The sequence below is a fragment of the Streptomyces sp. NPDC039430 genome (assembly GCF_055639435.1).
Map to the genome: position 1 here is coordinate 475,422 of NZ_JBVKAK010000005.1, position 16,580 is coordinate 492,001.

The following is a 16,580-nucleotide window of genomic DNA, read 5'->3' on the forward strand; positions in this document are numbered from 1 at the left end:
CGCCCTGCGCCCGCGTTCCGACGCCCTGCGCCCGCGTCCCGACATCCTGACGCGCATCCCGAAGACGACCGCGCACGCGCATCCTGGAGACGTGGAGAGAGACGTGGAGACCATTCGATGAGCCTCGAACTCGCCCCCACGCGCGCGGACCTCGACCGCCTCCTGGAGAGGCGCCCGGCGCCCGGCCGTATCGCGGTGGTGATGACCATGGGCGCGCTCCACGACGGGCACGCGAGCCTCGTACGGGCCGCCCGCGCCCATGCCGGACCCGACGGGTTCGTCGTGGTCACCGTCTTCGTCAACCCGCTCCAGTTCGGCGCGGGCGAGGACCTGGAGCGCTACCCCCGCACGCTCGAAGCCGATCTGAAGACCGCGGCGGAGGCGGGCGCCGACGCCGTCTTCGCGCCGTCAGCCGACGAGGTCTACCCCGGCGGCGCCCCCCAGGTCACGGTCACCGCGGGCCCCATGGGCGCGCGCCTCGAAGGCGCCTCGCGCCCCGGACACTTCGACGGGATGCTGACCGTCGTCGCCAAACTGCTCCACCTCACCCGCGCCGACGTCGCCTTCTTCGGCCAGAAGGACGCCCAGCAGCTCGCCCTGGTCCGCCGGATGGCCCGCGATCTGAACTTCCCGGCCGAGATCGTCGGCGTACCGACGGTCCGCGACGACGACGGTCTCGCGCTCTCCAGCCGGAACCGCTATCTGTCCGTCCCCGAGCGCCGCACCGCCCTCGCGCTGTCCCGGGCCCTGTTCGCCGCCCGCGACCGGCTCGGCGCCCAGCAGGCCCTGCGCGCCCGCGCCGAGTACGCGCCCACGCCCGGCGCGCGGGCCGCCGCCCTCTCCGCCCTCGGCGAGGCCCGGCTCGCGGCCGACGCCCACGCGGTGGCCGCCGCGGGCGGCGCGGGCGAGGACTGGAACGGAGCCGACGGCGTACGGGCCGCGGCCCGCACCGTCCTCGACCAGGCGACCAGGACCGTACCGCCGCTGACCCTCGACTATCTCGCCCTTGTCGATCCCGCCGACTTCACCGAGGTCCCCGACGACCACACCGGCGAGGCGGTCCTCGCCGTCGCCGCCCGCGTCGGGACCACGCGGCTGATCGACAACATCCCGCTGACCTTCGGAGCCTCCCAGTGACCGGAACCGGTATACGGCTGACCGCCCCCGCGCCCGGGTGGGCCATCGACGCCGATGTCGTCGTGGTCGGCTCCGGCGTCGCCGGTCTCACGGCGGCCCTGCGCTGCACCGCCGCCGGTCTCCGTACGGTCGTCGTCACCAAGGCCCGGCTCGACGACGGTTCCACGCGCTGGGCGCAGGGCGGCATCGCCGCGGCGCTCGGCGAGGGCGACACCCCGGAACAGCATCTGGCGGACACCCTCGTCGCGGGCGCGGGCCTGTGCGACGAGGAGGCGGTCCGCGCGCTCGTCACGGAGGGCCCCGCGGCCGTACGGCGGCTGATCGGCACCGGCGCGCACTTCGACACCTCCGCCACCGGCGAGCTCCAGCTCACCCGTGAGGGCGGCCACCACCGCCGCCGTATCGCCCACGCGGGCGGCGACGCGACCGGCGCCGAGATCTCCCGCGCCCTGGTCGAGGCGGTGCGCGACGCCGCGCTCCGTACGGTCGAGAACGCGCTGGTCCTGGACCTGCTGACGGACGAGCACGGCCATACCTCGGGCGTCACCCTCCATGTGATGGGCGAGGGCCAGCACGACGGAGTCGGCGCGGTCCGCGCCCCCGCGGTGATCCTGGCCACCGGCGGCATGGGCCAGGTCTTCTCGGCGACGACCAACCCCGCCGTCTCCACGGGCGACGGGGTGGCGCTGGCGCTGCGGGCGGGCGCGGAGGTCTCCGACCTGGAGTTCGTCCAGTTCCACCCGACGGTGCTCTTCCTCGGCACCGGCGCCGAGGGCCAGCAGCCGCTGGTCTCCGAGGCGGTACGGGGCGAGGGAGCCCATCTCGTCGACGCGGACGGCGTCCGGTTCATGCTCGGGCAGCACGAACTGGCGGAGCTGGCCCCGCGCGACATCGTCGCCAAGGCGATCATGCGCCGGATGCTGGAGCAGGGCGCCGAGCACATGTACCTGGACGCCAGGCACTTCGGCGCCACGATGTGGGAGACCCGCTTCCCGACCATCCTGGCGGCCTGCCGGGCGCACGGCATCGATCCCGTCACGGAACCGGTGCCGGTGGCGCCGGCCGCCCACTACGCGTCGGGCGGCGTCCGTACGGACCTGCGCGGGCGGACGACCGTACCGGGGCTGTACGCGTGCGGCGAGGTCGCCTGCACGGGCGTCCACGGCGCGAACCGGCTGGCCTCCAACTCCCTCCTGGAGGGCCTGGTCTTCGCCGAACGGATAGCGGCGGACATCGCGGCGAACAGCCCGGCGGGCAGCGGGGAGCGCACGGCCGCGCCACGCGCCGCCGCGGCCTCCGGTCCCGCCGCCCTCCGGCCCGCGTCAGCCGGACCGGCCGAACCCGCCGGCACCGTCCCGCTGCCGCTCATCGCCCCCGAGGCCCGCGCGGTCATCCAGCGGATCATGTCCGAGGGCGCGGGCGTGCTCAGATCCGCCGCGAGCCTGTCCACGGCCGCGGCGGCCCTGGAGACCGTGTACGAACAGGCCCAGGAGCAGGACCAGGAGGCCCGGTCCCAGTCCCGGTCCCAGACCCTGTCCCGGGTCCAGGACGGCCCCGGCCACGGAAAGGCCGCCGTCCCCGGTGTCGAATCCTGGGAGACGTCGAATCTGCTCTGCGTCGCCCGGGTCCTGGTCGCCGCCGCCCTGGAGCGCGAGGAGACCCGCGGCTGCCACTGGCGCGAGGACCGTCCGGAGCGCGACGACACCGACTGGGCCCGCCATCTCGTCATCAGCCTGACGCCCGACCGCCGGCCGGTGCTGCGCCGCACGGCCACGGCCGCGTTCCCGCCCGTGGAACCCGGCTCCGCGGACCCCGGCCCCGCGCCCCTCGCCGTATCCAGCCCCGCAACCCCACCCCCCGCCGACGCCCCCAGGGAGCCGTAACCGTGAGCACGCCCGAAGACAGTCCGCGCCCCGAGCCCGTGGACGTACCGCTCATCCAGATCGGCGCCCCGGCCGCGACGCCCGCCGCCCAGGGCGGCTGCGGCGACGGCTGCGGCTGCTCCGCGGGCGAGGACGGCTACGGCCCCGACGACCTGGAGTGCGGCCTCGACCCCGCCCTCGCCGAGCTGCTCGCCGCCGCGGGACTCGACCCCGTCCAGGTCGAGGACATCGCGCATGTCGCCGTCGCGGAGGACCTCGACCACGGCGTGGACGTGACGACCGTCGCGACCGTCCCCGAGGACGCCGTCGCCACCGGCGACTTCACCGCCCGCGAGAGCGGTACGGTCGCGGGTCTGCACATCGCCGAGGCCGTGCTCTCCCTCGTCTGTACGGAGGAGTTCGCCGTCGAGCGCCATGCCGCCGACGGCGACCGCGTCGAGGCCGGCCAGAAGCTGCTCAGCGTCACCACCCGCACCCGCGATCTGCTCACCGCCGAGCGCAGCGCGCTCAACCTGCTGTGCCGGCTCTCCGGTATCGCGACCGCCACGCGCGCGTGGGCCGACGTACTCGAAGGCACCGGCGCCAAGGTCCGCGACACTCGCAAGACCACGCCCGGACTGCGCGCCCTGGAGAAGTACGCGGTGCGCTGCGGCGGCGGGGTCAACCACCGGATGTCGCTCTCCGACGCGGCCCTCGTGAAGGACAACCACGTCGTCGCGGCGGGCGGGGTCGCCGAGGCGTTCAAGGCCGTACGGGACACGTTCCCCGACGTACCGATCGAGGTCGAGGTCGACACCCTCCACCAGGTCCGCGAAGTCCTGGACGCGGGCGCCGATCTGATCCTGCTGGACAACTTCACCCCGGCCGAGACGGCGGAGGCCGTGGGCATCGTCGCGGGCCGCGCGGTGCTGGAGTCCTCGGGCCGGCTCGTCCTCGGCAACGCGCGCGCCTACGCGGAGACGGGCGTCGACTTCCTCGCGGTCGGCGCGCTCACCCACTCCTCCCCGATCCTCGACATCGGCCTCGACCTGCGAGAGGCCGGCGCCTGATGCTGCTCACCATCGACGTCGGCAACACCCATACCGTCCTCGGACTGTTCGACGGGGAGGAGATCGTCGAGCACTGGCGCATCTCCACCGACGCCCGCCGCACCGCCGACGAACTCGCCGTGCTCCTCCAGGGACTGATGGGGATGCACCCGCTGCTCGGCGACGAGCTGGGCGACGGCATCGAGGGGATCGCGATCTGCTCGACGGTCCCGTCCGTCCTGCACGAACTGCGCGAGGTGACCCGCCGCTACTACGGCGACGTCCCCGCCGTCCTCGTGGAGCCCGGCATCAAGACGGGCGTGCCGATCCTGATGGACAACCCCAAGGAGGTCGGCGCGGACCGCATCATCAACGCGGTCGCGGCGGTCGAGCTGTACGGGGGCCCGGCGATCGTCGTCGACTTCGGCACGGCGACGACCTTCGACGCGGTCAGCGCGCGCGGCGAGTACGCGGGCGGTGTCATCGCCCCCGGCATCGAGATCTCGGTCGAGGCGCTCGGCGTCAAGGGCGCCCAGCTCCGCAAGATCGAGCTGGCCAGGCCGCGCAGCGTGATCGGCAAGAACACGGTCGAGGCGATGCAGGCGGGCATCCTGTACGGCTTCGCGGGCCAGGTCGACGGGGTGGTCGCGCGGATGGCGCGCGAGCTGGCCGAGGACCCCGAGGAGGTCACGGTCATCGCGACCGGCGGCCTCGCTCCCATGGTGCTGGGCGAGGCGTCCGTGATCGACGAGCACGAGCCCTGGCTCACCCTGATCGGGCTGCGCCTGGTGTACGAGCGCAACGTCTCGCGTATGTGAGCACCGCGCGCGGGCGCGGGCGGGGAGCACCGGCGTACCCCGTTCGCCGTCCCTCGTTCGACCGTCCCTCGTTCGGCGGGCGGGCCGCGCCAGAAGAGGGGCGTTAAGCGGATTTTGTCCCTTTGGCGCGTAGTGTCGCCGCATGCCCACGCCATACGGATCCCGCGGCGGCATGGCCTTCGGTGCGGACGAGCTGAGTGTGCTCCGACGTGCCCTCGCCGTTGCCCTCCATCCCGCCCCGCTCCCGAACGAGGACGTCCGGGCCTGCCTGGCCCTCGCCGAGTCCGTGGACGAGGCGGTGCGCGAGGCCGGGCGCCTGCGGGCCTTTCTCCAGGCCGACCTCGCCAGGTACCGGGAAGCGCTTCCCGGGTCCCTCACGGGCTATCTGGAGCTGCTCCAGGACGCTCTGGCGGCCGGCTACCGCCCCCGGCCCGACGATCTCGCGGCGCTGCGCGCCCTGCGCGGCAATCCGGTCGCGGCGGCCCTGCTCGACCGCTGCCGGCGGCTCGCGGACCGGTCGGCGCGCGCCGGGCTGGCCGGTCTCCCCGCCGTCACGGCCCCCGCGCCCCGCACCCGCCTCCTCGCGCTCCCCGGCGGACGCGCCGCCGACGAACCGGCCCGGGAGCCCCGCGAGCCCCAGAAACCCCAGAAGCCCCGCGGACCCGGCCGGCCCGGCCAGCCGGAGCGCCCCGAGAAGGACCGGCCGATGCCCAAGCCGTCCGAGGTCTTCCCGCCCCGCCGCCGGCCCTCGCCCCCGCCGGAGGAGCGCGCCGCCGGCTAGCTACTCTGGACGGCATGGACTACGTATCCGCGCTCCTGCCCCCCGTGGTGATGGCCGCTTTCTTCATCGGCCTGGTCGTGACGATCGTCAAGAGCCAGGGTGGTCCCAACAAGTCCAAGGAGGACGCCGCCGTCGACGCGGCGATGGCCCGCGCGGAAGCCGCCCGGCAGCAGGGCGGTACCCCGGGTCCGCACAAAGCCTGAGGTACGCGCGGCGCTCACCATATGACCAGGACGTACGACTGATTCCAGTCGTACGTCCTTTTTGTTACGTCAATAACCGGCCATTCGGACATCTCGCACTATGGTGACGCTGTGCCCCGACAATTGGGAGACCTGGAAGACGCCGTCATGACACGCGTCTGGCAATGGAACCGTCCGGTCACCGTCCGGGAAGTCCTCGAAGACCTTCAGCAGGAGCGGTCCATCGCCTACACCACCGTCATGACCGTAATGGACAATCTCCATCAGAAGGGCTGGGTGCGCAGGGAAGTCGACGGCCGCGCCTATCGATATACGGCGGTCTCCACCCGCGCCGCCTACGCCGCGGCCCTGATGAACGAAGCCTGGTCGAAGAGCGACAACCCCGCCGCCGCGCTTGTCGCCTTCTTCGGCATGATGTCGTCGGAGCAGCGTCAGTCACTGGAGGACGCGGTCCGCCTGGTGAACCGGGACCGGCCGGAAGGTGACCGGCCGGAAGGCGACCGTGCGGAAGAGGGCCGCGCGGAAGAGGGGCGTACGGAAGAACTCGCCGCCGAAGAAGCCGATTCGGAAGCGATCAGTACGGAAACGGAAGCGGTCAGTAACGAAGGGGTCGGTGTGCAAGACCCGGAACAAGACCGCGAAGAACCGGAAGGACCGGAAGGGCGGGAAGCGTCCGAAGAGCCGGCCGAGGGCGCCGACGCCGGGCGCGAGTCGGGGCGATAGCGTCCAGTCATGCCGTCAGCCGTTCCGCATCCCAATGCCGAAGCAAATGCCCTCACCGTCCGACGGGCCAGGACCAGGGATGTACCGGCGGTCCGCCGTCTCGTGGACCCTTACGTGAGCGAAGGCATCCTCCTCGACAAAGCGCCGGTGACGCTTTACGAGGACATCCAGGAGTTCTGGGTCGCGGAACGCGACGAGGACGCGAGTGTCATCGGGTGCGGTGCCTTGCATGTGATGTGGGAAGACCTCGCCGAAGTGCGCACACTCGCCGTGGATCCCGCCGTCAGGGGCACCGGCGCCGGGCATCAACTACTGGACAAGCTGCTGGAGACCGCCCGCTGGCTCGGAGTGCGGCGCGTATTCTGTCTCACCTTCGAAGTCGAGTTCTTCGCGAAGCGCGGCTTCGTGGAGATCGGCGAGACGCCGGTCGACGGAGATGTGTACAGAGAGCTGCTGCGTTCCTATGACGAGGGTGTTGCCGAGTTCCTCGGTCTCGAACGGGTGAAGCCGAACACCTTGGGCAACAGCCGGATGCTTCTGCACCTGTGATCGCCGGGAAGACACCAGACCCTATGTCCGAATCGCGCACGTTTCCCGTGTTCTCGCTGCACTGAACCCCTGCCGGGGGTTTGTGTTTTCCTGAGAAAAGCGGTTTCCTTTCCGCGTACTGCATTTTCGATGAAAGGAAATCCGGTGGCACAGAAGGTTCAGGTCCTTCTTGTCGATGACCTCGACGGCGGCGAGGCGGACGAGACCGTGACGTTCGCTCTGGACGGCAAGACCTACGAGATTGACCTCACGACCGCCAATGCGGACAAGCTGCGGGGTCTGCTCGATCCCTACACCAAGGGTGGCCGGCGCACCGGCGGTCGTGCCGCGGGCAGCCGTGGCAAGGGCCGTGTCGCCGTCGGCGGTAACAAGGACACCGCGGAAATCCGCAAGTGGGCGAAGGAGAACGGCTACAGCGTCAACGACCGCGGCCGTGTTCCCGCCGAGATCCGTGAAGCCTACGAGAAGGCCAACGGCTGAGTTCTCGTACGAAGAGTATTTCCGCGCAGCAAACGGGCCCGGTGGCACGCAGTCGCCGCCGCGTCCACGAGTCGTACGAGATCGGGGGCACCCCCACCGCTGCCCCCGTCACCGCCTTCGTACCCGAACGGTGCGAGCGCCGGCAGTGTCGGCTCCACCTCGCGTCCGGGCTCGGGGGGCCGCAGCCAGACGGCGGCCCCCTGCGCGGCGGCTCCCGTGGCACAGGGCCACCGGGGCGGTACGGGGGCCGGCATCCGTCCGCCCGCGCCGAGCGCGGTCAGGCCCAGGGCGATCCCGCCCCACTCCAGCCAGTCGAGCAGCCCCGGCACCTCGTCGGCACTCCCCGCGGCCACCAGAAACGCCATCCGCTCCCCGTGGAGCGCCACCGGCCCTGTCGTGCCCGTCCGCCGCAGCACCGCGTCCCCCGCGTCGGCGGGCAGCTCCAGTACGTCGAAGCGGAGCCCGGTGAGCAGCTGGACCGGCGGCCCCGCGACGGTCGCCCAGCTCAGCCCCTTCTCGTACCACCACGCGAACGCCCCCTCGGGCGCCCCCGCGGACGACTTCCCGGATGCCCCCTCGGACGCCCCCGCGTGATGCGCCTGGGCGTGCGACTGCGCGCTGCCGCCTCCGAGCGGGGCGCGGGGGAGCGGAACGGTGAAGGACATACCCGGGGCAACTCCCCAACCCCGCCCGGAGTTACGCTGGGTCCGCATCCGATCGCGGAGAGTTCCGGGTGCGGGGGCGCGGGAGCGCGTTCGGGAGCGCAAGGGTGTTCGCCCGTAGCGGAGGGAACCGGGGTGCGCCGCATGGAGTGTCACTGCTTGCGGGTAAGACATTCCTAGTGGGAAGGGGCGACACGCGGTATCCGGGCGTCTCACGTTCGCCATCGGCGTACTGATGGTGGGGGTATATGCCTGGCCTGCGGGAACATCGTCTCGCACCATCGGGTTGGAGCTGTTGTCCGGCGTTCGGGGCTGGGAGCCTGGGACAGGTAGTCGGCAGTTGGAATGAGCGGTCCCCGCTTGCGGGACTAAGCTGCGGAAGGACAGGGAGGGGACCGACCCCTTTACTGCCTGACCGCTCTGAGGAGCGATTAACGATGTTCGAGAGGTTCACCGACCGCGCGCGGCGGGTTGTCGTCCTGGCTCAGGAAGAAGCCCGGATGCTCAACCACAACTACATCGGCACCGAGCACATCCTCCTGGGCCTTATCCATGAGGGTGAGGGTGTCGCCGCTAAGGCCCTGGAGAGCCTCGGGATTTCGCTCGAGGCGGTCCGCCAGCAGGTGGAGGAGATCATCGGGCAGGGGCAGCAGGCCCCGTCCGGCCACATCCCCTTCACCCCCCGTGCCAAGAAGGTCCTGGAGCTGTCGCTCCGCGAGGCTCTTCAGCTGGGCCACAACTACATCGGCACGGAGCACATCCTGCTCGGCCTGATCCGCGAGGGCGAGGGCGTCGCCGCCCAGGTCCTCGTGAAGCTGGGCGCCGATCTCAACCGGGTGCGGCAGCAGGTCATCCAGCTGCTCTCCGGATACCAGGGCAAGGAGGCCGCCACAGCGGGCGGTCCTGCCGAGGGCACGCCCTCCACGTCCCTGGTCCTCGACCAGTTCGGCCGGAACCTCACCCAGGCGGCCCGCGAATCCAAGCTCGACCCGGTCATCGGGCGCGAGAAGGAGATCGAGCGGGTCATGCAGGTGCTGTCCCGCCGTACGAAGAACAACCCCGTGCTCATCGGCGAGCCCGGCGTCGGAAAGACGGCGGTCGTCGAGGGGCTGGCCCAGGCCATCGTCAAGGGCGAGGTGCCCGAGACCCTCAAGGACAAGCACCTCTACACCCTCGACCTCGGCGCGCTCGTCGCCGGTTCCCGCTACCGCGGTGACTTCGAGGAGCGGCTGAAGAAGGTCCTGAAGGAGATCCGCACCCGCGGGGACATCATTCTCTTCATCGACGAGCTCCACACCCTGGTGGGTGCGGGTGCCGCCGAGGGCGCGATCGACGCGGCGAGCATCCTGAAGCCGATGCTGGCCCGTGGTGAGCTGCAGACCATCGGTGCGACGACGCTCGACGAGTACCGCAAGCACCTGGAGAAGGACGCGGCCCTGGAGCGCCGCTTCCAGCCCATCCAGGTCGCGGAGCCGTCGCTGCCGCACACGATCGAGATCCTCAAGGGTCTGCGCGACCGCTACGAGGCGCACCACCGCGTGTCCATCACGGACTCCGCCCTGGTCGCCGCCGCGACGCTCGCCGACCGCTACATCTCGGACCGCTTCCTGCCGGACAAGGCGATCGACCTGATCGACGAGGCCGGCTCCCGGATGCGTATCCGCCGGATGACCGCTCCGCCGGACCTCCGCGAGTTCGACGAGAAGATCGCGGGCGTCCGCCGTGACAAGGAGTCGGCCATCGACTCCCAGGACTTCGAGAAGGCGGCGTCTCTCCGTGACAAGGAGAAGCAGCTGCTGGCCGCGAAGACCAAGCGGGAGAAGGAGTGGAAGGCCGGCGACATGGACGTCGTCGCCGAGGTGGACGAGGAGCTGATCGCCGAGGTCCTGGCGACGGCCACGGGCATCCCGGTCTTCAAGCTCACCGAGGAGGAGTCCTCGCGGCTGCTCCGCATGGAGGACGAGCTCCACAAGCGCGTCATCGGCCAGAAGGACGCCATCAAGGCGCTCTCGCAGGCGATCCGCCGTACGCGAGCGGGTCTGAAGGACCCCAAGCGTCCCGGTGGCTCGTTCATCTTCGCCGGCCCGTCCGGTGTCGGTAAGACGGAGCTGTCCAAGACGCTCGCCGAGTTCCTCTTCGGCGACGAGGACGCGCTGATCGCGCTCGACATGTCGGAGTTCAGCGAGAAGCACACGGTCTCGCGTCTCTTCGGCTCGCCCCCCGGATACGTGGGGTACGAGGAGGGCGGCCAGCTCACCGAGAAGGTGCGCAGGAAGCCGTTCTCCGTCGTCCTCTTCGACGAGGTCGAGAAGGCCCACCCCGATATCTTCAACTCCCTGCTCCAGATCCTGGAGGACGGTCGGCTGACCGACTCCCAGGGCCGGGTCGTGGACTTCAAGAACACGGTCATCATCATGACGACCAACCTCGGGACCCGGGACATCTCCAAGGGGTTCAACCTGGGCTTCGCCGCCCAGGGCGACACCAAGACCAACTACGAGCGGATGAAGAACAAGGTCAACGAAGAGCTGAAGCAGCACTTCCGGCCCGAGTTCCTCAACCGCGTCGACGACACGGTGGTCTTCCACCAGCTCACCGAGGAAGACATCATCCAGATCGTCGACCTCATGGTGGACAAGGTGGACGAGCGGCTGAAGGACCGGGACATGGGCCTTGAGCTCAGCGCGAACGCCAAGTCGCTGCTGGCCAAGAAGGGTTACGACCCGGTCCTGGGCGCCCGGCCGCTGCGCCGGACGATCCAGCGCGAGATCGAGGACGTCCTCTCCGAGAAGATCCTCTTCGGCGAGCTGCGCCCCGGTCACATCGTGGTCGTGGACACCGAGGGCGAGGGTGAGGCGAAGAAGTTCACCTTCCGCGGCGAGGAGAAGTCGCCTCTGCCGGACGTCCCTCCGATCGAGCAGGCGGCCGGTGGCGGCCCGAACCTGACGAAGGACGTGTGAGGCTCACACCCCTGGGGTGAGTGACTGAAGGGGCTGCCCCGGACCGTGTTTCCCACGGTTCCGGGGCAGCCCCTTCTTCTCGGCGCAGGCCCGTCTCAGTCGTGCACGGTCGGCTGGTCGAAGAGGATCTCGTCGCCGACGACGGTGTGCGGTACGGAGACCCAGCGGGGCGAGATGGTGACCCGCAGGCCGTGCAGGGGAGGCAGATCAGGCTCCCAGCCCTCTGGCATGGTGGTGATGATTTCGAGCTGTGAGAGCGAGGTCCACTCGGGGAGCGAGGAGAAGTCGATCGGCTTCTCACACTGGATGGTGAGGCTCTTCACCCGGGGGTGACCGGTGGGCAGTTGTTGTGCGAGCGGCGAATCTCCGTAGGTGAGCCGCAGCGACGACAGTTCCGGCATCCGGTGGATGGGGGAGAGATCGGCGTGCGTCAGCCGGTCCACCTCCAGCTGGAGCACTTCGATCCCTGACTCCCGCAGGCCCGAGAGGTCTTTCAGGGCTGAACAGCCGGATAGCGTCAGGTTGTTCAGCCGCGGCAGTTCACGGAGGAACGACAGCTCGTCCAGCGCTTTGTTGGAGAGGACGAGCAGCCTCTCGAAGCCAAAGCCCGTAAGAAATGAGCCGAGTCGTGCTCCGCCGTAACTGCCGAGGAGCATGAGCGAGGGAAAGGCGGGCAGTTCGCGAAGATGCCGCAATTGGCCGGCATCGGTCACGGTGAGCATCGTGCCCGCGAAGGGCATGCGGGCCAGTACCTCCCGCGCGTACGGTCCCGCCGGGAATCGGCTCCAGCTCGTCGCGAACTGCACCCGCACCAAAGCGCTTTCGTGCGGCGCGTACCGGCGCGCGAGGGGAATGGCCTCCGGGCCGCCGATTGCGCAGATGAGCCGGACGACGCGTTGGGCCGTCACCGAATCGGCATCGGCCGGTCCGGGAAGAAAAGGCAGTACATAGGGCCCCAATGAGGCGAGTTTTTCCACCGGCGCCATCGGGTGAGGCGGAAGAATGGCGCGTACACGCGACTCGACCTCTTCGGCGACCGTCTCGTCCACCACGACGGCGTCGAGGAAACAGCGGGCCGCGAGTACGTACAGCTCCGCGCGTCGCGTCCGGTCGGAGGCGGCCTCCCCGGCGGCGAGCAGGCCGCCGATCAGCTTCCGGATCTCGTGGGGCCGGCAGTGGCCGACCGCCAGCAGAATCGTGTCGTGCCACCGCTCGTCGTGGGCGTTCTGGAGCAGCTCAAGGAGCGACCCGTCCTCGATGAACGCGCGGGCCGCCAGATAGTCCTGGAAGGTGCGGTGGATGAACTGGACTTCTCTGTCGCCGCGTTCCTGGAGGAGACCACTGCGGTTCAGCAGATGCGTGAGCACGGTCGTCGCCGTGCCCTGCGCGCTCACCAGGGGCAGCCGTCGCATCGCCACCTCGATCTGGCGCTCGGCGTCCTGGTACGAGAGCTGGGTCTGACCCGCCCGCACCAGCCAGACCGCGACGGACTGCAACAGCTCCTGGTGCTCCTCCAGACCCATCGTGATGCCTTCGGGGCGCCGGATCCCGCGCTGGCTGTCCCGGCTGCCGAGGAGCATGGCCAGCGTGGAGCGGTACAGCTCCCAGCGGGTGTCCGGCAGCAAGCCGCGCCTGCGGCGGTGCAGGGCGCAGATGACCGCGCAGAGCAGCGGGGTCCGGGCGAGGGCGAGCAGGGCCGCGTGCTGCCGGAAGCGTGTCTGTAACTCCGTTTCCAGCGCGCGCAGTTCGGCCTGTTCCTCGGCGGCGAGCGCCTGGTCGGCGTAGCCGTCGCACTCCCGTCGCGCGGCTCGGTGCCAGGCCGCGACGAAGGCCTGGATGTCCTCGTCGCGCATGGGCAGGAGGTGCAGCTCCGCGAAGCCCTGGGAGCGCAGCCAGCCCTGCTCGACCGCGAGCGGTCGTACGGTGGTGAGGCAACGGGTCCCGGGGTAGAGGTCCAGCAGCTCGGTGAGCCACGTACGGGCCTTCTCGCGCTCGGCGGGCGGCACTTCGTCGATGCCGTCGACCAGCAGGAGGGCCCGGCCGGACGCGAGCACCCGGTCGGCCCAGCCGTCCGGTGCCCTGCCCACCGGGATCTGGGCCGCGGTGTGGAGCTGGTCGAGGTCCGCGAGGCCGGTACCGCGGGCGTGCAGCGTACGCAGCGGGACGACGAACGGCACCAGCCCGTTGAGGTCGGCGAGTTCGGCGTCGAGCGTGCCGGACGCCGCGTGGGAGGCGAGCCACCAGACGAGGGTGGTCTTGCCCGCGCCCGCCTCGCCGCGCAGCAGCGTACGGGGCCGGTCCGCCAGCAGGTCGTCGATCCGGCGGGGCAGGGCGGGTCCGGATCCGAAAGGGACCTCGGGTCCTGGGACGAGCCCGTCCCGCCGGCCCGCCTCCAGGCTCAGATACGCCGTGTCCAGGTCCCAGCTCGTCTCGCGCGTGCCCAGTTCGTCGATCCCGAAGACGCGGGTCTTGCGGTACCGGGCCCGCAGCGCCCGCGCGTACCGCTCCTCGAAGCGCTGGTCGCCCGGGTGGAAGTCGGTCACCCGCTCCGACCGGAACGAGTCCAGGAAGACATCGGTGGCCAGGATCCGGTCCATCGGTATGCCTTCGACCCGCAGCTGGCCGCGCCCCTTCGGGACCTGCGTGACGATGCCGAGCAGCACCGGGCCGGCGAAGACCGGTGAGCCGGACAGGCCCTGGAGCGGCGACGTGCCGTCGTGGCGCTCGGCGGCCGCGGGGTGATCCAGCTCACAGACGAGGAGGGAGCGCAGCGAGCCGGCCGAGGGCAGTACGGTCGCGCGGTACTGGTCCAGTTCCAGGGCGCCGTCGTGCCCGTACCGCTGGATGTCGGGGAACCCCACGATCTCGCAGTGCGGGAGCGGTGAGGTGGTGGCGAGCGCGCCGATACGGAGCCGGCCGAGCGGAGCGGCCCGTTCCGCGTCGATGAGGTCGTGGTCGGCGAAGAGCAGCGCCGTATCGAGCGACGCGTCGCGCCACTGGACCTCGGAGGTGACCCGCCCCGCCCGGCCGGGGTGGGCGATCATCGGTCTGTCGTCGCCGCCGACCACATGCGCGCAGGTCAGCACGAGGCGCGGGGCGAGCAGCACGCCCGTGCCCTGCGTCTCTCCGCATACGGCGACGACGCGGGCGGTGCTCATCGCGCTCCGCGGCCGAATCCGGCCGTACTGCCCTGGTCGTCGTTGCCGACCTTCCACGGGGTGCCGGTGCGGGCGTCCCGGGGCGTCAGTGTGAACGCGACCCTGTGGGTGCGGCCCGTCGCGCGGGTGCCGTCCGCGCCCGCCTCGACCACCCAGGCCTTGACCTTGGCCCCGCCCTTGATCTCCTTGCGGAGTTCCAGCGTGAATTCCATCTGGATGTCGCCCACCTCGAAGGCCAGGGGCCGGTCCGTGGCGCGGGTGGCGGCGTCGAGGAGCTGGTCGCGTACGGACTCGATGGCGTCGGCGAGTTCGATGCCGTCGAAGTCATGGCCGTGGCCGTCGGACGGGGCGGTCATGGTGGTGTCCCCCTTGGGCGCGATCGCCCCGGTATGAGGCGGTGGTCCCTGCCGGTGATCGGTCGGATTAACCGGGACTTTGGTCCTGAATCGGAAGGCATTCCTACCCGGTGGCCGTGACAAGCAGCACAGGCGTTTCCGAGCCTACTAGCCGTCGTAGTCGCGGCGCCGGGCGTCGGCCGGGACGTTCGGCCCTGTCGCGGGCGGGGCTTTCGGGGGGATGGCGCCGACTGCGCCGCGCACCGGGGCCGGCCGCCGGTCCCAAGGCGTTCCACGTGCGGTTAAACCAGTTGAAATCAGCACATAAAGCATGCCTGTGGCGCGTCCGCCGGGGGCGTCAAGAGGCGGATTGCCCGGGGGATCGCTACGACGTGATGCCGTAGATGGGGTGTTTTGGGATGAGGTGGGGTCCGGGTTACCAAGGTGAGGCCAGCCCGGCGCTCGTGTGCCGGGTCCCTTGATGCCCGGAGGTTTACCCGTATGTCGCAGCGCAAGCTGTCCCGTCTCTCCCGACCGTCCGTCCTTCGTACCCGTGCCGGTGTCCTGGCTGCCGGACTCGGAGTGTCGCTGGCGGCCGGAACCGGGGCCGCGTTCGCCGCGACCGGTGGTGACGCGACCACCGGCGCCGCGGCCACCGCCTCGACCGTCTCGGCCGCCACGCACCAGGCCGCCGCCCACGCCAAGCCCGCCTCCAAGGCGGACGACGCCAAGGCGAAGGCCGCGAAGGCGAAGGCGAACGCCAAGAAGGCCGTCTCCTGGACCGACCCGGTCAAGCACTACAAGCTCAGCGCCGGCTTCGGCATAGGCGGCGGTATGTGGGCGAGCAAGCACTCCGGCCAGGACTTCGCGGTTCCGACCGGCACGCCCGTCCACGCCGTCCACGGCGGCACCGTCGTCAAGGCCGGCCCGAACGGCGCCGGTGACGGCCCCGCGTACGGCAACGCGATCGTGATCAAGCACAAGAACGGCACGTACTCGCAGTACGCGCACCTGTCGCAGGTCAAGGTGTACGTGGGTCAGCAGGTCAAGACCGACAAGGTGATCGGGCTGTCCGGCAACACCGGCAACTCCAGCGGCCCGCACCTGCACTTCGAGATCCGTACGACCCCGAACTACGGCTCGGGCGTCAACCCGGTCCCGTTCCTGCGCTCGGTGGGCGTCAAGGTGTGACCGTCGCGGTGTGACTGTCACGGTATGACTGTCGAGGTGTGACCGTCACTATGTGATCCGGTGAGCCTGGCTCATCAGCTCGGTGGAGACCTCCAGGATGGCCTTGCGCTTCTCCTCGGGGTCTCCATCGACGTCTCTGAGGGCGAGCATGCCCGCGTGCATCGTGAAGAGCGCGCTGAGGCAGCGGACCCGGTTCTTCATGGAGGCGTCCGGGTCCTGGATGAGATCGAGCATGTTCATCATCCGCCCCTTGAACGTCTCGCCGACGCTCAGCTCGCGGACGGTCGCCTGGTTCTCCTGCATGAAGCGGAAGAGCGGGGCCGCGCCGTGCAGCGCCTCGCTGTAGCGGCGCAGGATCTCCTGCTTGGTCTCCAGGGTGTGCGGCTGTGTACCGCCCCAGGCGATCAGATCGTCGAGCGGGCGCGTCAGATCCTCGAAGAGGCTGATCAGGATGTCTTCCTTGGTCTTGAAGTGGTAGTACAGCGCCGCCTTCGTGACGTCCAGCCGCTCGGCGATCTCCCGTAGCGACGTCTTCTCGTACCCCTGCTCGGCGAAGAGCTCCAGCGCGATGTCCTGGATGCGCTGGCGGGTGTTTCCCCGCCGCGGGTGCTGTGTGCTGCCCATGGGTGCTCTCCCGAGAAATAACTTACTTGACGCCCGGCAAGTTGCGGT

The 16,580-nt window shown here is 70.4% G+C and carries 15 protein-coding genes; 11 read left to right on the forward strand and 4 right to left on the reverse strand.

What is annotated here, in order from left to right:
- Positions 1 to 117: 117 nt before the first annotated feature.
- The 9 genes from panC (at position 118) to ACZ7LS_RS16430 (ending at position 7,602) form a co-directional block, all read left to right on the forward strand.
- On the forward strand, positions 118 to 1,137 hold the full coding sequence (gene panC, locus ACZ7LS_RS16390) for a pantoate--beta-alanine ligase (protein WP_382670441.1): 1,020 nt from the start codon (positions 118 to 120) through the stop codon (positions 1,135 to 1,137).
- Complete coding sequence (locus ACZ7LS_RS16395; protein WP_385134971.1) at positions 1,134 to 3,020, forward strand: L-aspartate oxidase; 1,887 nt, start codon at positions 1,134 to 1,136, stop codon at positions 3,018 to 3,020. Before panC ends, ACZ7LS_RS16395 begins: the two co-directional genes overlap by 4 nt.
- Positions 3,021 to 3,022: 2 nt before the next feature.
- Positions 3,023 to 4,069, forward strand: a complete 1,047-nt coding sequence (gene nadC / locus ACZ7LS_RS16400; RefSeq protein WP_382520777.1) for a carboxylating nicotinate-nucleotide diphosphorylase — start codon at positions 3,023 to 3,025, stop codon at positions 4,067 to 4,069.
- Complete coding sequence (locus ACZ7LS_RS16405) at positions 4,069 to 4,866, forward strand: type III pantothenate kinase (protein ID WP_129770956.1); 798 nt, start codon at positions 4,069 to 4,071, stop codon at positions 4,864 to 4,866. The genes nadC and ACZ7LS_RS16405 overlap by 1 nt, the downstream gene beginning before the upstream one ends.
- A 172-nt stretch (positions 4,867 to 5,038) precedes the next feature.
- Positions 5,039 to 5,647 carry a hypothetical protein gene (locus ACZ7LS_RS16410; protein WP_382521113.1) on the forward strand — a complete coding sequence of 203 codons (609 nt, stop codon included), beginning with the start codon at positions 5,039 to 5,041 and terminating at the stop codon, positions 5,645 to 5,647.
- Positions 5,648 to 5,661: 14 nt separating this feature from the next.
- Positions 5,662 to 5,850: a hypothetical protein gene (locus tag ACZ7LS_RS16415; RefSeq protein ID WP_382520775.1), complete on the forward strand. Its 189-nt coding sequence runs from the start codon at positions 5,662 to 5,664 to the stop codon at positions 5,848 to 5,850.
- Between the two features lie 147 nt (positions 5,851 to 5,997).
- Positions 5,998 to 6,573, forward strand: coding sequence for a BlaI/MecI/CopY family transcriptional regulator (locus ACZ7LS_RS16420; RefSeq protein ID WP_385135004.1), 576 nt, complete (start codon positions 5,998 to 6,000; stop codon positions 6,571 to 6,573).
- 9 nt (positions 6,574 to 6,582) lie between these two features.
- A complete protein-coding gene (locus ACZ7LS_RS16425; RefSeq protein WP_385134969.1) occupies positions 6,583 to 7,122 on the forward strand; it encodes an amino-acid N-acetyltransferase in 540 nt (179 codons plus the stop codon).
- 144 nt (positions 7,123 to 7,266) lie between these two features.
- Positions 7,267 to 7,602, forward strand: coding sequence for a histone-like nucleoid-structuring protein Lsr2 (locus ACZ7LS_RS16430; RefSeq protein ID WP_129770953.1), 336 nt, complete (start codon positions 7,267 to 7,269; stop codon positions 7,600 to 7,602).
- Here ACZ7LS_RS16430 and ACZ7LS_RS16435 read toward each other — a convergent pair.
- Positions 7,581 to 8,267, reverse strand: a complete 687-nt coding sequence (locus ACZ7LS_RS16435; protein ID WP_385134967.1) for an SCO3374 family protein — start codon at positions 8,265 to 8,267, stop codon at positions 7,581 to 7,583. The two genes, ACZ7LS_RS16430 and ACZ7LS_RS16435, sit on opposite strands and share 22 nt — an antisense overlap.
- Before the next feature lie 434 nt (positions 8,268 to 8,701).
- On the opposite strand from ACZ7LS_RS16435, the gene ACZ7LS_RS16440 reads away from it, so the two are divergent.
- Positions 8,702 to 11,224, forward strand: a complete 2,523-nt coding sequence (locus ACZ7LS_RS16440; RefSeq protein ID WP_249952897.1) for an ATP-dependent Clp protease ATP-binding subunit — start codon at positions 8,702 to 8,704, stop codon at positions 11,222 to 11,224.
- 95 nt (positions 11,225 to 11,319) lie between these two features.
- Here ACZ7LS_RS16440 and ACZ7LS_RS16445 read toward each other — a convergent pair whose 3' ends face one another.
- Both ACZ7LS_RS16445 and ACZ7LS_RS16450 read right to left on the reverse strand, forming a co-directional pair.
- Complete coding sequence (locus ACZ7LS_RS16445) at positions 11,320 to 14,382, reverse strand: NACHT domain-containing protein (protein WP_385134966.1); 3,063 nt, start codon at positions 14,380 to 14,382, stop codon at positions 11,320 to 11,322.
- A complete protein-coding gene (locus ACZ7LS_RS16450; protein ID WP_382670423.1) occupies positions 14,379 to 14,738 on the reverse strand; it encodes a trypco2 family protein in 360 nt (119 codons plus the stop codon). The genes ACZ7LS_RS16445 and ACZ7LS_RS16450 overlap by 4 nt, the downstream gene beginning before the upstream one ends.
- A gap of 480 nt (positions 14,739 to 15,218) precedes the next feature.
- On the opposite strand from ACZ7LS_RS16450, the gene ACZ7LS_RS16455 reads away from it, so the two are divergent.
- On the forward strand, positions 15,219 to 15,908 hold the full coding sequence (locus tag ACZ7LS_RS16455) for a M23 family metallopeptidase (RefSeq protein WP_382520766.1): 690 nt from the start codon (positions 15,219 to 15,221) through the stop codon (positions 15,906 to 15,908).
- A gap of 48 nt (positions 15,909 to 15,956) precedes the next feature.
- On the opposite strand, the gene ACZ7LS_RS16460 is transcribed toward ACZ7LS_RS16455, so the two are convergent.
- A complete protein-coding gene (locus ACZ7LS_RS16460; protein WP_382520764.1) occupies positions 15,957 to 16,532 on the reverse strand; it encodes a TetR/AcrR family transcriptional regulator in 576 nt (191 codons plus the stop codon).
- Positions 16,533 to 16,580: the final 48 nt, after the last annotated feature.